The 17460-nt window shown below is 41.3% G+C and carries 18 protein-coding genes; 16 read left to right on the plus strand and 2 right to left on the minus strand.

The features are described from left to right. The first annotated feature begins 8 nt into the window (after positions 1–8). The 10 genes from DL94_RS0101655 (at position 9) to DL94_RS0101700 (ending at position 10283) form a co-directional block, all read left to right on the plus strand. Positions 9–905, plus strand: a complete 897-nt coding sequence (locus DL94_RS0101655) for a glycosyltransferase family 2 protein (RefSeq protein ID WP_028128646.1) — start codon at positions 9–11, stop codon at positions 903–905. A 130-nt stretch (positions 906–1035) separates the two neighbouring features. Further along, the gene (locus tag DL94_RS0101660; RefSeq protein WP_028128647.1) at positions 1036–2040 is read left to right on the plus strand and encodes a GHMP family kinase ATP-binding protein; all 1005 of its coding nucleotides are present in this window, start codon (positions 1036–1038) and stop codon (positions 2038–2040) included. Beyond that, positions 2037–2753 carry a nucleotidyltransferase family protein gene (locus tag DL94_RS0101665; RefSeq protein WP_028128648.1) on the plus strand — a complete coding sequence of 239 codons (717 nt, stop codon included), beginning with the start codon at positions 2037–2039 and terminating at the stop codon, positions 2751–2753. Before DL94_RS0101660 ends, DL94_RS0101665 begins: the two co-directional genes overlap by 4 nt. A gap of 75 nt (positions 2754–2828) precedes the next feature. Further along, a complete protein-coding gene (locus tag DL94_RS0101670) occupies positions 2829–3959 on the plus strand; it encodes a glycosyltransferase (protein WP_231464463.1) in 1131 nt (376 codons plus the stop codon). A 55-nt stretch (positions 3960–4014) separates the two neighbouring features. Next, positions 4015–4992: a hypothetical protein gene (locus DL94_RS13885; RefSeq protein WP_156031624.1), complete on the plus strand. Its 978-nt coding sequence runs from the start codon at positions 4015–4017 to the stop codon at positions 4990–4992. A 108-nt stretch (positions 4993–5100) separates the two neighbouring features. Beyond that, positions 5101–6429 carry a nucleotide sugar dehydrogenase gene (locus DL94_RS0101680; protein ID WP_028128650.1) on the plus strand — a complete coding sequence of 443 codons (1329 nt, stop codon included), beginning with the start codon at positions 5101–5103 and terminating at the stop codon, positions 6427–6429. 16 nt (positions 6430–6445) lie between these two features. Then, positions 6446–7525, plus strand: a complete 1080-nt coding sequence (locus tag DL94_RS0101685) for a Gfo/Idh/MocA family protein (RefSeq protein ID WP_028128651.1) — start codon at positions 6446–6448, stop codon at positions 7523–7525. Beyond that, a complete protein-coding gene (wecB, locus tag DL94_RS0101690) occupies positions 7522–8601 on the plus strand; it encodes a non-hydrolyzing UDP-N-acetylglucosamine 2-epimerase (protein WP_028128652.1) in 1080 nt (359 codons plus the stop codon). The genes DL94_RS0101685 and wecB overlap by 4 nt, the downstream gene beginning before the upstream one ends. Before the next feature lie 5 nt (positions 8602–8606). After that, the gene (locus DL94_RS13890; RefSeq protein ID WP_037371068.1) at positions 8607–9188 is read left to right on the plus strand and encodes an acyltransferase; all 582 of its coding nucleotides are present in this window, start codon (positions 8607–8609) and stop codon (positions 9186–9188) included. Further along, entirely contained in the window at positions 9189–10283 is a 1095-nt protein-coding gene (locus DL94_RS0101700; protein WP_028128653.1) for a DegT/DnrJ/EryC1/StrS family aminotransferase, read from the plus strand. It begins immediately after the preceding gene. A gap of 45 nt (positions 10284–10328) precedes the next feature. On the opposite strand, the gene DL94_RS0101705 is transcribed toward DL94_RS0101700, so the two are convergent. Continuing rightward, on the minus strand, positions 10329–10706 hold the full coding sequence (locus tag DL94_RS0101705; RefSeq protein ID WP_037371070.1) for a toxin-antitoxin system HicB family antitoxin: 378 nt from the start codon (positions 10704–10706) through the stop codon (positions 10329–10331). Then, positions 10684–10944, minus strand: coding sequence for a type II toxin-antitoxin system HicA family toxin (locus DL94_RS0101710; RefSeq protein ID WP_028128655.1), 261 nt, complete (start codon positions 10942–10944; stop codon positions 10684–10686). The genes DL94_RS0101705 and DL94_RS0101710 overlap by 23 nt, the downstream gene beginning before the upstream one ends. Before the next feature lie 106 nt (positions 10945–11050). Here DL94_RS0101710 and DL94_RS16270 point away from each other — a divergent pair, with 106 nt between their 5' ends. The 6 genes from DL94_RS16270 (at position 11051) to DL94_RS0101735 (ending at position 17315) form a co-directional block, all read left to right on the plus strand. Further along, the gene (locus tag DL94_RS16270; protein ID WP_197020693.1) at positions 11051–11413 is read left to right on the plus strand and encodes a hypothetical protein; all 363 of its coding nucleotides are present in this window, start codon (positions 11051–11053) and stop codon (positions 11411–11413) included. Further along, positions 11400–12266, plus strand: a complete 867-nt coding sequence (locus tag DL94_RS0101715) for a GNAT family N-acetyltransferase (RefSeq protein ID WP_197020694.1) — start codon at positions 11400–11402, stop codon at positions 12264–12266. The genes DL94_RS16270 and DL94_RS0101715 overlap by 14 nt, the downstream gene beginning before the upstream one ends. Before the next feature lie 137 nt (positions 12267–12403). Beyond that, positions 12404–13639 (plus strand): polysaccharide deacetylase family protein, encoded by a 1236-nt coding sequence (locus DL94_RS0101720; protein WP_156031626.1) that lies wholly within the window; start codon positions 12404–12406, stop codon positions 13637–13639. Beyond that, positions 13636–14214, plus strand: a complete 579-nt coding sequence (locus DL94_RS15110; RefSeq protein WP_051586243.1) for a hypothetical protein — start codon at positions 13636–13638, stop codon at positions 14212–14214. Before DL94_RS0101720 ends, DL94_RS15110 begins: the two co-directional genes overlap by 4 nt. Before the next feature lie 158 nt (positions 14215–14372). Then, the gene (locus DL94_RS0101730; RefSeq protein WP_028128658.1) at positions 14373–15689 is read left to right on the plus strand and encodes an oligosaccharide flippase family protein; all 1317 of its coding nucleotides are present in this window, start codon (positions 14373–14375) and stop codon (positions 15687–15689) included. 15 nt (positions 15690–15704) lie between these two features. Continuing rightward, entirely contained in the window at positions 15705–17315 is a 1611-nt protein-coding gene (locus tag DL94_RS0101735; RefSeq protein WP_028128659.1) for an asparagine synthase-related protein, read from the plus strand. The last annotated feature ends 145 nt before the right edge of the window (positions 17316–17460 follow it).

Genomic DNA, 17460 nt, shown 5'->3' on the forward strand with positions numbered 1-17460 from the left:
AAACGATTGTGAATTATAATATAACCAGTAAATTTAGAATGATGGCTATTATGATAAACTATAATGGGTATAAAGACACATTAGAAGCTGTTAGTAGTCTACAACAATCTAGTATTAAGTGTGATATTTTAATTGTTGATAATAATTCAGATAACCATGAAGGAAAAAGGTTAAAGGAATCATTGCAAAATATAGTTGTGTTATGCAGTAAGAAGAATTTAGGTTTTTCAGGCGCTAATAATCTTGGTATTTCGTTTGCATTAAAGAATAATTATGACTATATATTGTTAATCAATAATGACACTACGGTCGCTGATAACATGATAGAAGAACTGTTAAAAGAGTCTGAATATAATGTTGTAGTTTCACCAGCAATGTATTATTATTCATCACCTAATAAATTATGGTTTTGCGGAGGGAAACTAAGCAAAATAACTGGTAGAGTATGTCATTATCATAAAGAGATGAAAGAACCTTTTTATTGCTCTTTTTTGACTGGATGTTGCTGGCTAGTGCATAATAGCATTTTTCGTAAGGTTGGTAATTTATCAGAAGAATATTTTATGTACTGTGAGGACACAGATTTTTGCATACGCTTAGCTATACATAATATAAGAATGAAGGTAGTTCCAAAGGCAAAGCTTTGGCATAAATGTGGCATGTCAAGTACTACAGGTTTTTCAGAGTATTATATGGCTAGAAATAATTTTATTAATTTGAGAAAATATAAAGAATTTTATTCTTGGTGTGCTGTTTATATTGCTGTTTTTTACTATATTTTAAAAATTTGTCGATTTATATTATATAGACATTCTGAATGGAGAGCCATAGTATGGGCGTTGTTGGATGCTTATCATGGGCGTATTGGAAAAACAGATAGAGATTTTACTGCTATTGATTCATAAATATCAAGAAAATATGATGGATTTATAGGATTATAATGAGAAATTATCGTAACGGATACAACAATATTGTTTGTGTTCCATCTTGATTATTAGATGGGGATATATTCATGATGAGTACATGGAGGATTTTATGATTATAACCAGAACACCTTTTCGAATGTCTTTTTTTGGCGGTGGAACGGATTTAGCTTCTTTTTATGAGGAATATGGTGGTGCTGTATTATCATCGACATTTGACAAATATTGTTATGTAAATGTGCGGCATTTACCTCCTTTTTTTGATTATCGCACACATTTGACATATTCAAAACAAGAAAAAGTCAATACAGTGAGTGAAATTACTCATCCTTTGATTCGTGAGGCCATACGTTTTTTGGATATTCGTGAAATTCGCTTGTTATATGATGCTGACTTGCCGGCGCGAACAGGGCTAGGTACAAGTAGTTCCTTTGCTGTGGGGATGCTCAATGCTTTTTACGCATTGAAAGGCAAACAGGTGGATAAAAAGCGGCTGGCAGATGAGGCCATTTATTTGGAACGGGAAATGTGCAAGGAAGCTGGCGGTATTCAGGATCAGATCGCGGCGGCTTATGGTGGATTGAATAGAATCGATATGGATCGTCATGGCTACACAGTGAAACCGATTGTAATATCTAATCAGCGTAAGCGTGAGTTAAATGATCGTCTGATGTTGTTTTTTACAGGGTTTACACGCTTTTCTGCAGATGTACAGCAGAAAAACAGTCAAAGTATGCCAGACAAAATTAAGCAGCTTCTGCGTATGAAGGATATGGTTAATGAAGCTGAGCGAATTTTGATTTCCAAGGGTAGTCTGGATGATTTTGGTCTGTTACTGCATGAATCCTGGCAACTGAAGCGTGGTTTGTCTTCAAGTATTTCAACTAATGCGATAGATGCAGTTTATCAAAAGGCCATGGAGGCTGGTGCTTCAGGGGGGAAGTTGCTTGGCGCTGGCGGTGGCGGATTCCTGCTTTTTTATGTGGAGCCGGAAAAACAGTCGGCTGTGCGTAAGGCTTTGCGTGATTTGTTATATGTGCCATTTATATTTGAAAATACCGGTACGACTGTAGTGCATTATACTGCAGAGGAGTATGAATTAGAGGAAAATAAGTGAAAAATTTATTAACGAAAGAAGCTATAGTTTTGGCTGGCGGTTTTGGAACCCGCTTGCGTCAAGTAGTTTCGGATGTGCCCAAGCCTATGGCTTCGATAGATGCTAAAGGTACTCCGTTTTTGACGTTAGTACTTAAACAATTAGTCAAGCAGGGGGTTGAGAAGGTTATTTTGTCTGTTGGATATATGGCCGAAGTTATTCAACAATTTTTTGGTAATTCCTATGCTGGGATGACTTTGCTATATTCTGTTGAAGATGAACCATTGGGTACAGGCGGTGCAGTGAAAAAAGCCATGACTTTATGTACAGGTGATCTTGTCTTTGTGTTGAATGGTGATACTTACTTCGACGTTGATTTTGTAGAGATAGAGCGGCAGCATCGAAAGACTGGGGCGGATTTTACGCTGGCAGCCCGTGAAATGTCTGATTTTGACCGCTATGGTGCTTTGGTGATGACCGAAGATGATAAGGTAATCGCCTTTTTGGAAAAAAAATACTGCGATCACGGATTTATTAATGGTGGTATCTATTGCATGGAAAGAACACTTTTGTCTGATATGGATAAGAAGACTTTTTCTTTGGAAAAAGATTTTTTAGAGAATAGAATAGATTTTCTTCATATCGTAGCATATAAATCGAATGGTTATTTTATAGATATTGGTATACCTGATGATTATCAGCGAGCTAGAAAATATTTTGGAAGGGAAAATTAAGTCGTTCACCGAAATAACGAATAATAATTATTTTGAGTATGTTTTACGTGTTGCGAGGGAGGGGAATCTTTGTCTATGAAAAAAGGGTATTATATTTTTTGTGGCACCAATAATGATTTACAAAACGGGTCTTCTGGCGTTATGAAAAAAATGCAAAGACAAGTAGACGTATTAAATAATTATTTTGATACGGAATTTATAACTATTAATGAGCCTGAAAACTATCATAGAGGAATTGTAGATAAAATATTATTTAGGCTACCAAGTGTTTCATATCCTAGAGATTACATTCAAGCTGTTAATTATATGGATTCACCAGATTTTATATATATTAGAAGAACAATGGCAGATAAAAATTTTATCGAATTTCTGTCTGCGCTACGTTCGAAATTTCCGGCTTGTAAAATAATCATAGAAATATTCACTTATCCATATGAAAAAGATGAATTTGATTCTTGGAAGTTGAAGCCTTTTATTTATAAGGATAGAAAATACCGAAAGTTTTATAAGAAATTTATTGATAGATTCACTACGTATTCCCCAGATAAAGAAATATTTGGCGTATCAACAATAAATATTATGAATGGCATTAATACTAAAGATGTTGAGCCCATTAAGCCTTCGGAACATGATGTTAATATACTAAATTTAGTTTTTGTTGGATATATGCAAAAACATCATGGGTTAGAAAGACTTTTAAGCGGAATGTATAATTATTATAGTAAAACTCAAAAGAAAAAGGTTGTTTTTCATATGGTAGGAGATGGCCCGGAGCTTGATAAGTACAAGGCTATGGTGGATAAACTATGTTTATCTGATTATGTTATAGTATACGGACCTAAAAAAGGAAAAGAGCTTGAGAATATTTATAATCAAGCAGATGTAGCTGTAGATTCTCTTTCACTTTATAAAGCAGGGCTTGATTGGTTGAGTTCCTTAAAATCGAGAGAATACTTAGCAAAAGGCTTACCAATAGTATCAGGATGTAGAACGGATGTGTTTGAAAAATACCAATGTGATTATCATGTGGATTTTGCAAATGATACAACCCCACTTGAAATTGAGAGAATTGTTAACTGGTATTATGATTTGTCAAATCAATTTGTCAACAAAACAGAGATGACTAAGGCAGTACATGAATATGCAGTAGAACACTTAGATAGTTCTGTGGTTATGAAGCCAGTGGTGGATTACATCTATTCTTGATAGTTAAAATTAAAGGCATATAAACATTATTGTGAACGTGAATGCGAGGAATTAGATGAATAGTTTATTTTTGAGCTATGTAACTAGTCTTTATTATACAAAAATTAAGCCTAGATTTTCTAAAGCACCTGTGCTTGCTAGATTTAGACCATTTATGTATAAAAATCGAATTGTTTGTAACAAAAATGAGGCTCATTCTATGATTGCCAGTTTTTTGGAAAGTGGCAGACCATGTATGATAGCGAGATATGGATTTACAGAGGCGCAATTGCTCGGAAGATTTTATATGAAATATACGCTTGGTTTTGATCTGGCTAGGCAGTATAAAAGAGTATATGGATGGCTTTATGATACTGCGGGATTCTTTTCAAAGAATCATAAGAGAGTTGAAAGTGATGTTGATAAATTTTGCAATTTAATGATTGATGCAAGTAAGAATGTTGATGTTATTGGTGCCCACTGCGGAATGTTAGAAGATTATGTCATTAATAAATGTTGTCCGAACGATGTAAATATTACATTATTTGATAATTTAGCAATATTCATAGCTGATAAAAGTTGGGGGAGGTGTTTAAAAGGAAAGCGGGTATTATTAGTTCATCCTTTTGCAGACACAATACAGCGACAATACAAAAAACGTATGTCTATTTGGGGGGGGCGTACTGACATATTGCCTGATTTTGAGCTGTTAACCTATAAAGCTATTCAAACTATAGCTGGGAATAATGTTGAATTGTATGAAGACTGGTTTACTGCTCTCGATATAATGATTAATGATATCAAAAAGATTGATTTTGATATTGCTATAATCGGTTGTGGCGCTTATGGATTCCCTTTAGCATCGGAGATAAAAAATATGGGGAAGAAGGCTGTACACTTGGGAGGTCAAACACAGGTCATTTTTGGAATATTAGGCAAAAGATATGACAGCAGTCCTGCTCTTCAAAAATATATTAATGAAAGTTGGGTAAGACCTGACGAGACTGAAAAACCTAAAAATTATAAAGATGTTGAAGGTGGCTGTTATTGGTGAATCATTTCAAAGTGTCATACATGTGTAAATGGATTGTTGCTTGTGTAATAATTATCAGGTTCATGTTTTAATTAACGTAAAAATAATAAGGGGATTGGTGTTTTTTTAATGAATTTTAGTAATATTTATTTAGAACTTATTGCCGGTCAGGCGAAGCTGGCTTTGGTGGGCTTGGGCTATGTTGGCATGCCTATTGCGGTTGAGTTTGCCAAGCATGTTCCGGTGATTGGTTTTGATATCAATGAAAAACGCATATCTGAGTACAGAAAAGGTATAGATGCTACCAACGAAGTGGGGGCAGCTATTGCACAGACTACAGTGGACTTTACAGCAGATGCATCTCGTTTGAAGGAGGCGCGGTTTATCATTGTGGCGGTGCCGACACCTGTTAATGAGGATACCACGCCAGATTTGCGTCCCATCGAAGGTGCAGCACGTACAGTTGGCGAAAATTTGTCTCCTGGTACGATAGTAGTATTTGAGTCAACAGTATATCCTGGCGTTACGGAAGATATATGTATACCTTTGATTGAGCAATACTCTAGACTTAAATGTGGTGTCGATTGGAAAATTGGCTATTCTCCTGAACGCATCAATCCCGGTGACCGGGTGCATACGCTGACTTCTGTGGTCAAGGTGGTATCTGGAATGGATGAGGAATCGTCTAGAGAAATTAAAAAGGTTTATGACATTATCATCAAAGCCGGAACTCATCCTGTATCTACAATCAAGACAGCAGAAGCAGTCAAGGTTGTAGAAAATAGTCAGCGGGATATTAATATTGCTTTTGTTAATGAAGTGGCAATGATGTGCGATCGAATGCATATTGACACAGCAGAAGTTATTGAAGGAATGAATACCAAGTGGAATGCACTGGGGTTTCGTCCTGGCTTAGTAGGTGGTCACTGCATAGGGGTAGATCCATATTATCTGACCAACGCTGCCGAAAAGCTAGGTTATCACAGTCAGATTATCCTGAATGGTCGTAAGGTAAACGACAGTATGGGAGCTTATGTAGCAGATGCCGCCATTAAGCAGATGATAGAAGCTGGTATGGCACCGAAAAAAGCTACGGTTCTGATTTTGGGCATCACATTCAAGGAAAATTGTCCTGATACCCGGAATAGCAAGGTGGCAGATATTATCAATCGTTTGCAGGAATTTGAGATCGATCCAGTTGTTGCTGATTCCTGGGCAGATTCTGATGTAGCTAAAGAGGCTTATGGTGTTGATTTAGTGCCTGCAGATGACTTGCCGAAAGCGGATTGTGTGATTGTGGCAGTCGGACATAAAGAATATCGTAGTATGTCCATGATGCAGCTGAAAAAACTCTTCAAACCGGAACTTTCTGATAGCGAAAAAGTGCTGATTGATGTCAAGAGCCTTTACCGCAAAGATGAGTTAGAGGCTTCGGGAATGCGCTACTGGCGTTTGTAATGGGGGGAAGTAGAACATGAAATATGCATTAATCGGTTGCGGTCGTATAGCTACGAATCATATCAAGGCGGCCGTAAATAATAAGCTGAAGATTGCGGCAGTCTGTGACATTGTGCCGGAGAAAATGGAAGAACTGCTGTCTAAGCATGAGCTGGCGCAGGATAGCAGTATTGTCCGATTTACGGATTATAAGGAAATGCTTACGGCAGTCAAACCGGATTTTGTCAGCATTGCCACGGAATCCGGCAAGCATGCGGAAATCGCGCTGTACTGCATAGACAACGGCATTCATGTGATTATCGAAAAGCCGATGGCCATGAGTATGAAAGATGCGGATGAGATTGTCCGCCGTAGCAAGGAGCAGAATGTCAAAGTAGCGGCCTGCCATCAGAACCGCTTCAATGTAGCGGTACAGAAAATGCGGCAGGCCGTGGAAGGCGGCCGCTTTGGTAAGCTCTCCCACGGTTCCATTCATGTGCGCTGGAACCGCAACCATGGTTACTATGACCAGGCAAAATGGCGGGGCACCTGGGCACAGGATGGCGGCGCCCTGATGAATCAGTGCATCCATGGCATCGATCTGTTCCGCTGGATGTTAGGCGGCGAAGTGGACACCATCTACGCCCAAACCCGCCAGCAGTTCCATGATTATCTGGAATGCGAGGACTTGGGCATGGCGGTAGTGACTTTCAAAAACGGGGCTATCGGCACCATCGAAGGAACGACCAATGTCTATCCGCAGAATCTCGAAGAAACCCTGTACCTTTTCGGTGAAACCGGCACGGTAAAGCTGGGAGGCAAGTCCACTAATAACATCGATGTATGGGATTTTGCCGATGAAACGGAATCCGATCAGGCTAACAAAGGTCTGGAAGAAGCAACCAGCAATGTCTATGGCAATGGCCATACTAGCCTGTTCGCCGATATGATGGATGCCATCCAAAATGACCGCGCTCCTTATGTGGATGCGGAAGCTGGCCGCAACGCTGTGGAGATGATTTTGGCCATCTATAAATCCGCCGCCACCGGCCAGCCGGTAAAACTGCCGCTCCAAGATGTGGCATCCACGGATTTTATAGGGAGATTTGACCGATGAAAATTTTGACAGTAGTAGGTGCAAGGCCACAGTTTATTAAGGCCGCGGTGGTATCCCATGTCCTGCGGCAAAAGCATACGGAAATACTGGTACATACCGGCCAACATTTTGACTATAACATGAGCCAGCAGTTTTTCGATGAACTGGATATTCCCGCGCCGGATTACAATCTGGGCATCAGCGGCGGCAGCCATGGCGAAATGACGGGCAAAATGCTGATGGAGATTGAAAAAGTGCTGGTCAAGGAACAGCCGGACTGGCTGCTTCTTTATGGCGATACCAATTCAACCCTAGCAGGCGCCTTGGCGGCGGCCAAGCTCCATATTCCCATCTGCCATGTGGAGGCGGGAACCCGTACCCATAGCCGTACCAACCCTGAGGAAATCAACCGCATCTGCACCGACCATGTGTCCAGCCTTTTGCTGGCCAGCACCCAAAGCGGCATGGAGGATATGGCAAAGGAGGGGCTTGCCGGACGTGGCCAGCTGGTGGGCGACCCCATGTACGATGCCTTTATCCAGTACAGCGGCAAGAAAAATATCGCCGATATCGAATTGCAGCTCTTAAACGGCGGCACAGCCCGGGTGCCGGAAAAGTATTGTTACTTGACCTGTCACCGTGAGGAAAACACCAATCGGGATGAGGATTTGCAGGAGATTTTCAAGGCCATGGAGAGCCTTGATATGCCGGTAATTTATCCCGTCCATCCGCGAAATCATGCAAGAGCCCTGCGCCTGGCAGAGAAAATGCTGCTGACCAATATCATCCTGGCCCAGCCAGTGGGCTATCTCGAAAGTGCCTGCCTGGTCAAACATGCCCAGTGCGTTGTCACAGATTCCGGCGGCTTGCAGAGAGAAGCGTTCTTTGCCGGGAAGAAGTGCGTGACCATACTGCCCTTTGTCGTCTGGGCTGAAACTATGGTGGGGAATCGCAATAATTTAGCGTCTCCGAAGGCCGAAGATATTTTAGCAAAATTGCAATTGCCACAAACAATAGATGAGGATTATCAGCCTTTTGGTGATGGGAAAGCATCTGAGAAAATTGTAGCAGCCATGGAAAATGCGGAAAGGAAGTAACGATAGTGGTAAATGAAAAAGAATATTTCGCGCATGAAACGGCAGTGGTAGATAATGGTGCAAAAATTGGCAAGGACACGCATATCTGGCATTTTTCGCATGTAATGGGCGGTGCAGAAATCGGTGAAGGCTGCAACTTGGGGCAGAATGTCTTTGTTGCTAACGATGTAAAAATCGGCAACAAGGTCAAGATTCAAAACAATGTCAGTGTGTATGAAGGCGTGCAGTTGGAGGATTACGTGTTCTGCGGTCCCAGTATGGTATTTACGAATGTGCGCACGCCGCGTTGCGAATATCCGCGCAATACATCAAAGGATTATGCAGATACCATTGTTAAACGTGGCGCAAGTATTGGCGCGAATGCGACGATTGTTTGTGGTACAACCCTGGGTAAGAATGCTTTTGTAGGCGCAGGTTCTACGGTAACCAAGGATGTGCCGGATTACGCTATGGTGTATGGCAATCCCGCCAGAATCAAGGGGTATATGTGTGCCTGTGGCGATACCATCGTGGATGCTAATGCGAAGGAACTGCATTGCGACCGTTGTGGTGTGCATGTGAAATTAAATAAAGAAGGTGCGAAATAAATGATTCCTTTCGTAGATATGGCCGCACAGCAGGCTTCTATTAAAGATGAACTGGACAAGCGGCTGGCGGATGTGCTGGCTTCGGGCAAATTTATTCTTGGCCCCGAGGTCAAAGAATTAGAAGAAAAACTAGCTGACTATGTGGGCACGAAATACTGTATTACCTGTGCCAGCGGTACGGATGCTTTGCAGATTGCCTTGATGGCTTTAAACATTGGTGCTGGTGATGAAGTGATTACCACGGCATTTACTTATATTGCCACAGGTGAAGTTATTGCTCAGGTCGGTGCAACGCCAGTATTCGTGGATATTGACCCTGTGACCTATAATATTGACCCGTCAAAAATCGAAGCAGCCATCACGGATAAGACAAAAGCTATTATTCCGGTCAGTCTTTATGGTCAGTGCGCAGACTTTGACGAAATCAATGCCATTGCGGAAAAACATAATCTCGCCGTAATCGAAGATGGTGCGCAGAGTTTTGGCGCGACTTATAAAGGAAAACGTTCCTGTGGGCTGTCTACCATTGGTTGCACCAGTTTCTTTCCGACTAAGCCGTTAGGCTGTTATGGGGATGGTGGTGCTATCTTTACCGATGATGAAAACCTGGCCAAGGCTATGGACCAGATTCACCGTCATGGTCAGGACAGAAGATACCATCATATTCGCATGGGCTTGAACAGCCGTCTGGATACGTTGCAGGCGGCTGTCTTACTGGCAAAAATGACGAAGTTCGATGAAGAAATTAAACGTCGGGAAGAAGTGGGTAAACGTTATACCAGCCTGTTCAAGGACATTAAAGGCGTAAAAACGCCGACCGTCAAAGATGACAATACTTGCGTTTATGCCCAGTACACCATCGTAGTGGAAAATCGTGACGAATTGCAGGCTAAGCTAAAGGAAAAAGGTATTCCAACCGCGGTACATTATCCGATTCCCTTGAACAAACAGCCTATCTTCGAAAATATGAGCCATGTAGGCGCGATTCCAAATGCCGAATATGTGGCAGAGCATGTAATCAGCTTACCTATGAGTGCATGGTTGAAGGATAAAGATATGGATTATATTGTGGAGGCTATTAAGGAATTGGTTTAAGGGTATAAAAATTGACGGGTCATTTTGACCCGTCAAGAATTATGCTTATGCTGTATGGAAGGCATCGTTGCGGGAAAGAAGGTACATGCAATACTGATTCATGCTGATGCCCTCGCGTTTGGCGTGTTCAGCAAGTGCTTTGTGAAGCCCTTTGGGAATACGGAGTTTGAACTGCCCGGAATATTGATTGACTGTTTCTTCCGTAGGCTCGGGGATATCAATACCATCTTCAAGAGCAGATAATAGCCACTCGCGTTTTGCATCTTCGGCATTGCGGGCAACAGAATCCAATGTTTCGCCGCAGGTAATGCAGCCGGGAAGCTCCGGATAGCGGGCACCATAGCCGCCTTCAACAGTATCCGGTATGATTTCTAATTTATAAGGAAGGGCGAGATAGTAGTCAATCGTTTTTGTCTGCTTCATCTTCATCAATCCTTTCGATGGTCTCTTTGACCAAAATGATGTAAATACGCTTGATGGGCTCGTGAGTAGGAATGGTTATGCTGTTATAACCTTCCTTACGAAAAGTAGCATGGCTGCTGCCGCCATGGGGAAACTTTAGCGTGTAGCCGTAGGATAAAAGGACTTTCTTAACTTCGTCAAAACGCAGTCCTTTGTCTAAGTTTTTGATGCGTTGCAGAAGTTTGTCGAATTTGGACATGGTAACACCTCGATTTATGTTTATTATACCGTGGTGTTATATATGGTGTCAATGAGAACTTCGGAAGGAAGAATAAAGTTCTCAATAGCAGAGAAAGTGCAATGGCGTGAGTGGTGTTAGTCTGACTCCGATACCCATATCTTCATGCGGGATTGGTGGTTGGATGCAGAGTCATGCCACACTTTCTCTATACAAAACAAAATTGCATGGTTTTGATGTGATTGCTCAGCCTATATTTACGCCCAAATTGGGCTCGTATCAAACGGCCAAACAAATTTTACAATTTGCTATGGTATGGCAAGCAGGTCGTAGCAAACCTAATCTAAGTGGAGGAGATTATTTTGACGAGCAAGGAAAGATACCGCAAGTTATGTGCGGAGGAGCCGAGCATACCCATATATTCACGGGATTGGTGGCTGGATGCAGTGGCACCTGGGGGATGGGATGTCGTGACGGTGGAGAAGAATGAAAAAATCATCGCTGCTATGCCCTATGTAACGGCAAAGAAGTATGGATTTACCCGTATTGTTATGCCGCCGCTGACGCAAAAGCTGGGCCCGTGGCTTTCCTATCCTGCTGGTCAGAAATACTCAAAGAAACTGGATTATGAGAAAAAGACTTTTAATGAATTGATTGAAAAGCTTCCAATGGTGGATGCATTCCATCAGAATTTTGACTACCGCATTGAAAACTGGTTGCCCTTTTACTGGCAGGGATTTTCGCAAAGTACCCGCTATACCTATGTACTAGATGACCTTAGTGATATGGCGGCCGTTGAAAAAGGCTTTGCTCATGCTAAGCGGCAGAATATCAAAAAGGCTTTGGATAGCAGTTTGACGGTGAAATTTGACTTGTCAGCGAAAGCATTTTATCAGCATCATCAAATGACACTGGGGAAGCAGAATCTGTATGACAAGTCAGTGAGTTACAGTTTTGAACTATTCCAACGGATTTATGATGCTTGCTACGCCCACAATGCTGGGAGGACGATTTATGCTGAAGATGTGGATGGTCATATTCAAGCAGCACTTTTTGTGATATGGGATGAGAATAGCGCCTATGACCTTATTAGTACTATTGATCCAGATTACCGCAAGTATGGCGCAGCAACGTTATTAGTTTGGGAAATGATAAAGTTTGTGGCCGACAAGACAAAGCGGTTTGATTTTGAAGGCAGTATGATTGAGGGCGTGGAAAATTCCTTCCGCAAGTTTGGGGCGAAGCAATATCCTTACTTCAATATCAGTAAAATATATAACAAGCGGCTGAAAGGCTTGCATCATTTGAAAGAAGTTCTTCGCATATTAAGAGGGCGAAATTAATGTTAGTTATTCATTGCAATAATAATTTTCGGCCAGAACGGGAATATATTTTGTCTTGTATATTCCATGACTTTTGGCAGGTGGATTATGAAATAAAATACGAAAAACGATCGGATATAGAAATAGAGTTTGCTGATATGCGGCTATATGTTGCAGATACCTTTCTGCAAATGCGGGAAGATGACTGGCTGACTTTGACAACGCTGCCTCAGCAGCCCTTGGCGCACGTAATGGTGCCGGAAGAATATGATACTTGTGTGACGGATAGGGACTTGCCGGTAATTTATGGTGGTTCTAGTGCGAAGTTGTTCGCACCGGATGATAGGCATTGTACATTAGATATTTTCGGTTCGGCGCTGTTCATGCTTACCCGTTACGAAGAAGTAGTGAAAAAAGAGCGGGATGCATTGGATAGATTTTCAGCTATGGATTCATTGGCGTATCAGGAAGGATTCTTGGAACGACCCATCATCAATGAGTATTTGGAAATTCTGTGGCAGTGGCTAAGTAACCATTTCCCAGAGTTGAAGCGGAAAGAACGGCAGTTTGCGATTATGCCCACACATGATGTGGATAATCCCTTTTGGAGCCTGGGAGTTAATTGGTATCATCGCGGACGAATGTTGGCAGGAGATATTCTGAAGCGGCGGGATTTTTCGCTGGCAAAAGAACATCTTGGCTATATAGCCAATGCTGTCAGCGGAAAATATGCCGCTGACCCGCACAATACCTTTGACATGATTATGGATATCAGCGAAGAACATAATCTGACCAGTCATTTCTACTTTATGACGGCTCAAGGAAGGGACGATAAGGATGGCAATTATGACATCATGCACCCGGAGGTTAGGAAACTGGCTTGTAGAATGATGGAACGGGGACACAAAATAGGGATACATCCTGGCTTTGGAAGTAAGGATACGGCGCAGCTTATCAAGAATGATACCGACAGACTGCGGCGGATGATTGCAGCAGAAAAAATTCCCGTGGATAGCTTCGGCGGCCGCCAACATTATCTGCATTGGAGTGCACCACATACTTGGCAGTATTATGAGCAGGCAGGGATAATTTACGATACCACGCTGAGTTATGCCGACCATATTGGTTTTCGCTGTGGGATTTGCTATGAATACCCCGTGTACAATGTGGCAACCCATGAGCAATATAGTCTGCATGAATATCCGCTGGCGGTGATGGAATGCAGCGGATTGGCGGAGCGGTATATGAATCTTTCCTATGAGGAAATGCTGAAAAGGTGCCGGGTGCTAAAAGATAAGGTTAAGAAGTATCAAGGCATTTTTGTGATACTGTGGCATAATACCAGCTTTATGACGGAGGACGATGTAGTGTGCTATCGAGGAATTTTGGCATGAATATTATAAGGAAGATCATTAACTCTAGCCATTATGTGCTAAAATATTGCATTTTTGTCCGCAATATCAGTATAGTCTATGCTATCGATTCGGTAGGTTATAGCCCTCGATACAGCGCGGATGTGCGCCATGTTACAGCAGAGAACGTGGGCGATGCCGGAATTTTTCAGGCAGATCATTACTTGCAAAGTTTTCATGAATTTTTACAACGAGGAGATGAGGGGTATTATGCCTATCTGGATGGCAAATGTGCCCACCGTTCCTGGGCTCTTCATAATGGTGTGATGGATGTGGACATTTTCTATCATCGTCAGCTGAAGGAAAATGAAGTTTTTATCCATTGGTGTGAGACAGCAGATTGGGCGAGGGGACATAATCTGTATCCTGCAACGTTGGGGCAGATTATTGTCGATAATCCCGGTAAGCGAGTGTGTATATCTGTAAATAGAAATAATGTAGCATCCAGAAGAGGGATTGAAAAGGCAGGGTTTGAATTGCAGGAAAAAGTAACAACTACAGTGGTGTTAGGTATGAAATGGACATCTATAGAAAACATAGCGACTAATGTGTACTGAGGGGGACGTCTATATAAAGAAATTTTATGTACCGTATCTTGATATACAGATCAAAGCAAGTGAAGTAGCATGAAAAAGTTACACATTATCATTATTGCGCAAGGCGTGTCATTCATAATACAGCCACTGATTGATTCAGATAAGGAGGGAGGGGCAGATTGCTAAGAAATATTCTGACATTGTTGACAGGCACTCTGTTTGCTCAGGCGGTAACGATACTGGCGTCACCTATTCTCAGTCGCTTGTACAATCCTGATGATTTTGGAGTATCGGCTTTATATGCAGCATTAGTGGGAGCTGGGACTATTGTCGCTACAGGGAGTCTGGAGTTGGGAATATTGTTGCCTCGACAGGAACGAACAGCGTATCATGTGGCAATGGCAAGTGTTATTTGTAGTTTTGCTTTTGGAATTATCTCTTTTAGTATTGTATGTTTGCTGCATGATGAGATATGTTTGTGGCTTAACAATCCTTATTTTGATGTTTGGCTTTATTTGGTGCCGTTTGGAATTGTAATATCTGCGGTGTCAGGTGTTATACAAAATTGGATCAATCGGCATAAGGAATACAAACTAATGACTTCTGTGCGAATGGCACAATCTATGATAACAGTAGGGCTTAATCTTATACTTGGAATGAGGAAGTTTATTACTGGAGGCTTAGTAATTGGTGCGTTTGTTGGTAGCTTGGCTGGTGTGATGTTGTTATGGAGCCATGTTCGACAAAATGTGCATGATTTTGTTTTGAATCGAAGTAAACTATTGGGGGTTATAAGTAGGTATAAGGATTTTCCTCGATATAATATGTTTTCACAGCTGCTCAATAATTTATCAGCATCTTTGCCAGTATTTATGTTAGGCATATTTTTTTCCCCAGAAGTAGTCGGCTTGTTTGCTATGGCTAATCGATGTGTGAGTTTGCCGATGTCCGTAATTGGCGGTAGTACAGCACAAGTATATATTCAACAAAGTGCTGAATTACGTTGGCAACCGGAAAAACTGCGCAATCTTACTGAATCAGTGTTCAGCAAATTGCTAATGTTATCTATGTTGCCTTTTACCGTTTTATTTGGCTTTGGGGATTATATTTTTGCTTTTGTATTTGGCGATAATTGGAGAATCGCGGGAGAGTATGCTCAAATACTTTGTCCTTGGCTGGTGTTTGTATTTATCGGTTCACCTATATCATCACTACTGTTGGTATTGGATAGACAAAAGGAGAGCCTGATTTTTAACGTGTCAATCTTTATCTTGCGTATGCTGGCTTTTGTGGTGGGCGGATATTATATGGCAGATGCAGAAGTAACGTTGATGTTATATAGTGGCGTAGGATTTTGTATGTGGGTAGGTTTGCAGGGGTACATTCAACGGTTAGCAGGTATTCCGTTGGGAAAATCAGTAAGGGAAATTTTGTTGTATATTGTTGTTCCGTTTGTGGCTGTATGGTTGCTGAGAATCTTATGTTTTAGATTATAAATTGGAGTGAAAAAATTGCTGGAATTACATTTAACGAATAATCGAGCGTTTGCGTGGCAGCAGGCCGGGAATGTGTGGACTAAGGGGTTTTTGTTTGCATCGAACGGACGGCAATATGTAGGCGTGGATTTACCGGAATTCTTTTTAGGTATTGAAACGGAACAAGACTTTGCTGAAAGGCTTCGTGAGGCTAATGGCAGCTTTTGTGTAGCAGTAAAAACTGCTAATGGTTATATGGTGGCTGTTGACCGTTTGCGGTCGATGTTGATGTTTGTGGCGCAGCGTGATGGACGTATTATTATTGGCGATGATGCTAATGCCTTGCGAGATAAGTTAGGGCTGGACGAATCTGATTTGGATGCCTTAAAGGTGGAGGAGTTGCGTCAATCTGGTTATACAGTGGGCAGTCATACAATTTACAAAAGTATAGCTCAACTGTGTGGCGGTGAGTATGCAGTGATAACGGAAAACAACTATTCTATCAATTATTATTACGAGCATACGCATGGCAATTTTATGACGATCAGTAAGGCAGACGCATTTCAGCAGTTGGATGGTATATCTGAGCGGATGTTTAAGCGGCTGATTGAGTCTGTAGATGGACGACAGATTGTTGTGCCTCTTAGTGGTGGTTATGATTCCCGATATATTGTGGCATGGCTTAAAAAGTTGGGCTATGAAAATGTATGCTGCTTTACCTATGGGCGCAGGGATAGTTTTGAGGTACAGATTTCCCATCAAGTGGCAAAAAAACTTAATTATGAATGGCATTTTGTAGAATATACTGATGAAACATGGCAATCGATATTTGCCGAGGAATGGCGGTCGTTTTATGAATACTCCGGGCAGTTAAGCCAGCTACCTCATTGTCAGGATATTTATGCTATTAAGACTTTGCTGGAGCGGGGAATTATCCATAAGGATTCTGTGGTGGTACCGGGATATTGTGGTGATGTGCTTGGGGGAAGTTTTTTAGTCGAGGATAAGACATTAGTGGAGATTAGTAAAACTGGATTGGCAATGTATATCAATAAATGTCATTTCAACTTTATGCAACCTACAAATTTGACCGCTATGGTAGTAGCAGATATAGAATCAGATATATTAAAAGACATTTCAGTTTTAGATTCTTTTAATTCCGAGATGGAAGAGTGGCTGACAAAACATCGCTGGTCAAAGTTTATTGTCAATGCCTTACGCGGCTATGACTACTTTGGCTTGGAATGGCGAATGCCACTTTGGGATAACGAACTTATGGAATTTTGGTATCGTGTACCAAATGAACATAGGAGCCGGGTCACTTGGTATGATGAATATTTGTTGACTGGTGTTTTTAAAGAATATGACATTGATATTGTAAAAGATATGCCTGCACCGCAAAGCCTAGTTGTTTCGAACATCAAGCGCTTAGTGAAAAAATCGCCATTAGGAAATGAGGCGAGGAAATTGCATACCTATATAAGACGGAAATTGGGTAAGGTTCAGGATTTTAATCAAACCAGCAGTATCTGCAATTACATAAAGAATGATTCCAGAGTAACAGGTACAGAGAATATTGCTGATCCGAATAATGTTAATGCATTTTTGGTACAGTGGTATTTGCAGAAAATAATAGAATATCACTGATTGTCCTAAACGGGGGATACGATTCATAAAGTGTTAATGCATTTTTTATGAGTTCTTTAATTTATTTTTCGATAAATTAGTCATTTCCACTATTTTATAAATTGATGTGCTTTAATAAAATGAATTTGAAATTTTATATATGTAT

Origin of the sequence: Selenomonas sp. AE3005, from assembly GCF_000686945.1 — a bacterium.
Taxonomy (GTDB): domain Bacteria; phylum Bacillota; class Negativicutes; order Selenomonadales; family Selenomonadaceae; genus Selenomonas_A.

Coding starts and splice junctions, on each gene's coding strand:
- DL94_RS0101680 (WP_028128650.1), top strand. CDS start 5,101: ATGAATTTTAGTAATATTTATTTAGAACTTATTGCCGGTCAGGCGAAG.
- DL94_RS0101720 (WP_156031626.1), top strand. CDS start 12,404: ATGCGGCTATATGTTGCAGATACCTTTCTGCAAATGCGGGAAGATGAC.
- DL94_RS15110 (WP_051586243.1), top strand. CDS start 13,636: ATGAATATTATAAGGAAGATCATTAACTCTAGCCATTATGTGCTAAAA.
- DL94_RS0101700 (WP_028128653.1), top strand. CDS start 9,189: ATGATTCCTTTCGTAGATATGGCCGCACAGCAGGCTTCTATTAAAGAT.
- wecB (WP_028128652.1), top strand. CDS start 7,522: ATGAAAATTTTGACAGTAGTAGGTGCAAGGCCACAGTTTATTAAGGCC.
- DL94_RS0101685 (WP_028128651.1), top strand. CDS start 6,446: ATGAAATATGCATTAATCGGTTGCGGTCGTATAGCTACGAATCATATC.
- DL94_RS0101705 (WP_037371070.1), bottom strand. CDS start 10,706: ATGAAGCAGACAAAAACGATTGACTACTATCTCGCCCTTCCTTATAAA.
- DL94_RS13885 (WP_156031624.1), top strand. CDS start 4,015: ATGAATAGTTTATTTTTGAGCTATGTAACTAGTCTTTATTATACAAAA.
- DL94_RS0101710 (WP_028128655.1), bottom strand. CDS start 10,944: ATGTCCAAATTCGACAAACTTCTGCAACGCATCAAAAACTTAGACAAA.
- DL94_RS0101660 (WP_028128647.1), top strand. CDS start 1,036: ATGATTATAACCAGAACACCTTTTCGAATGTCTTTTTTTGGCGGTGGA.
- DL94_RS0101670 (WP_231464463.1), top strand. CDS start 2,829: ATGAAAAAAGGGTATTATATTTTTTGTGGCACCAATAATGATTTACAA.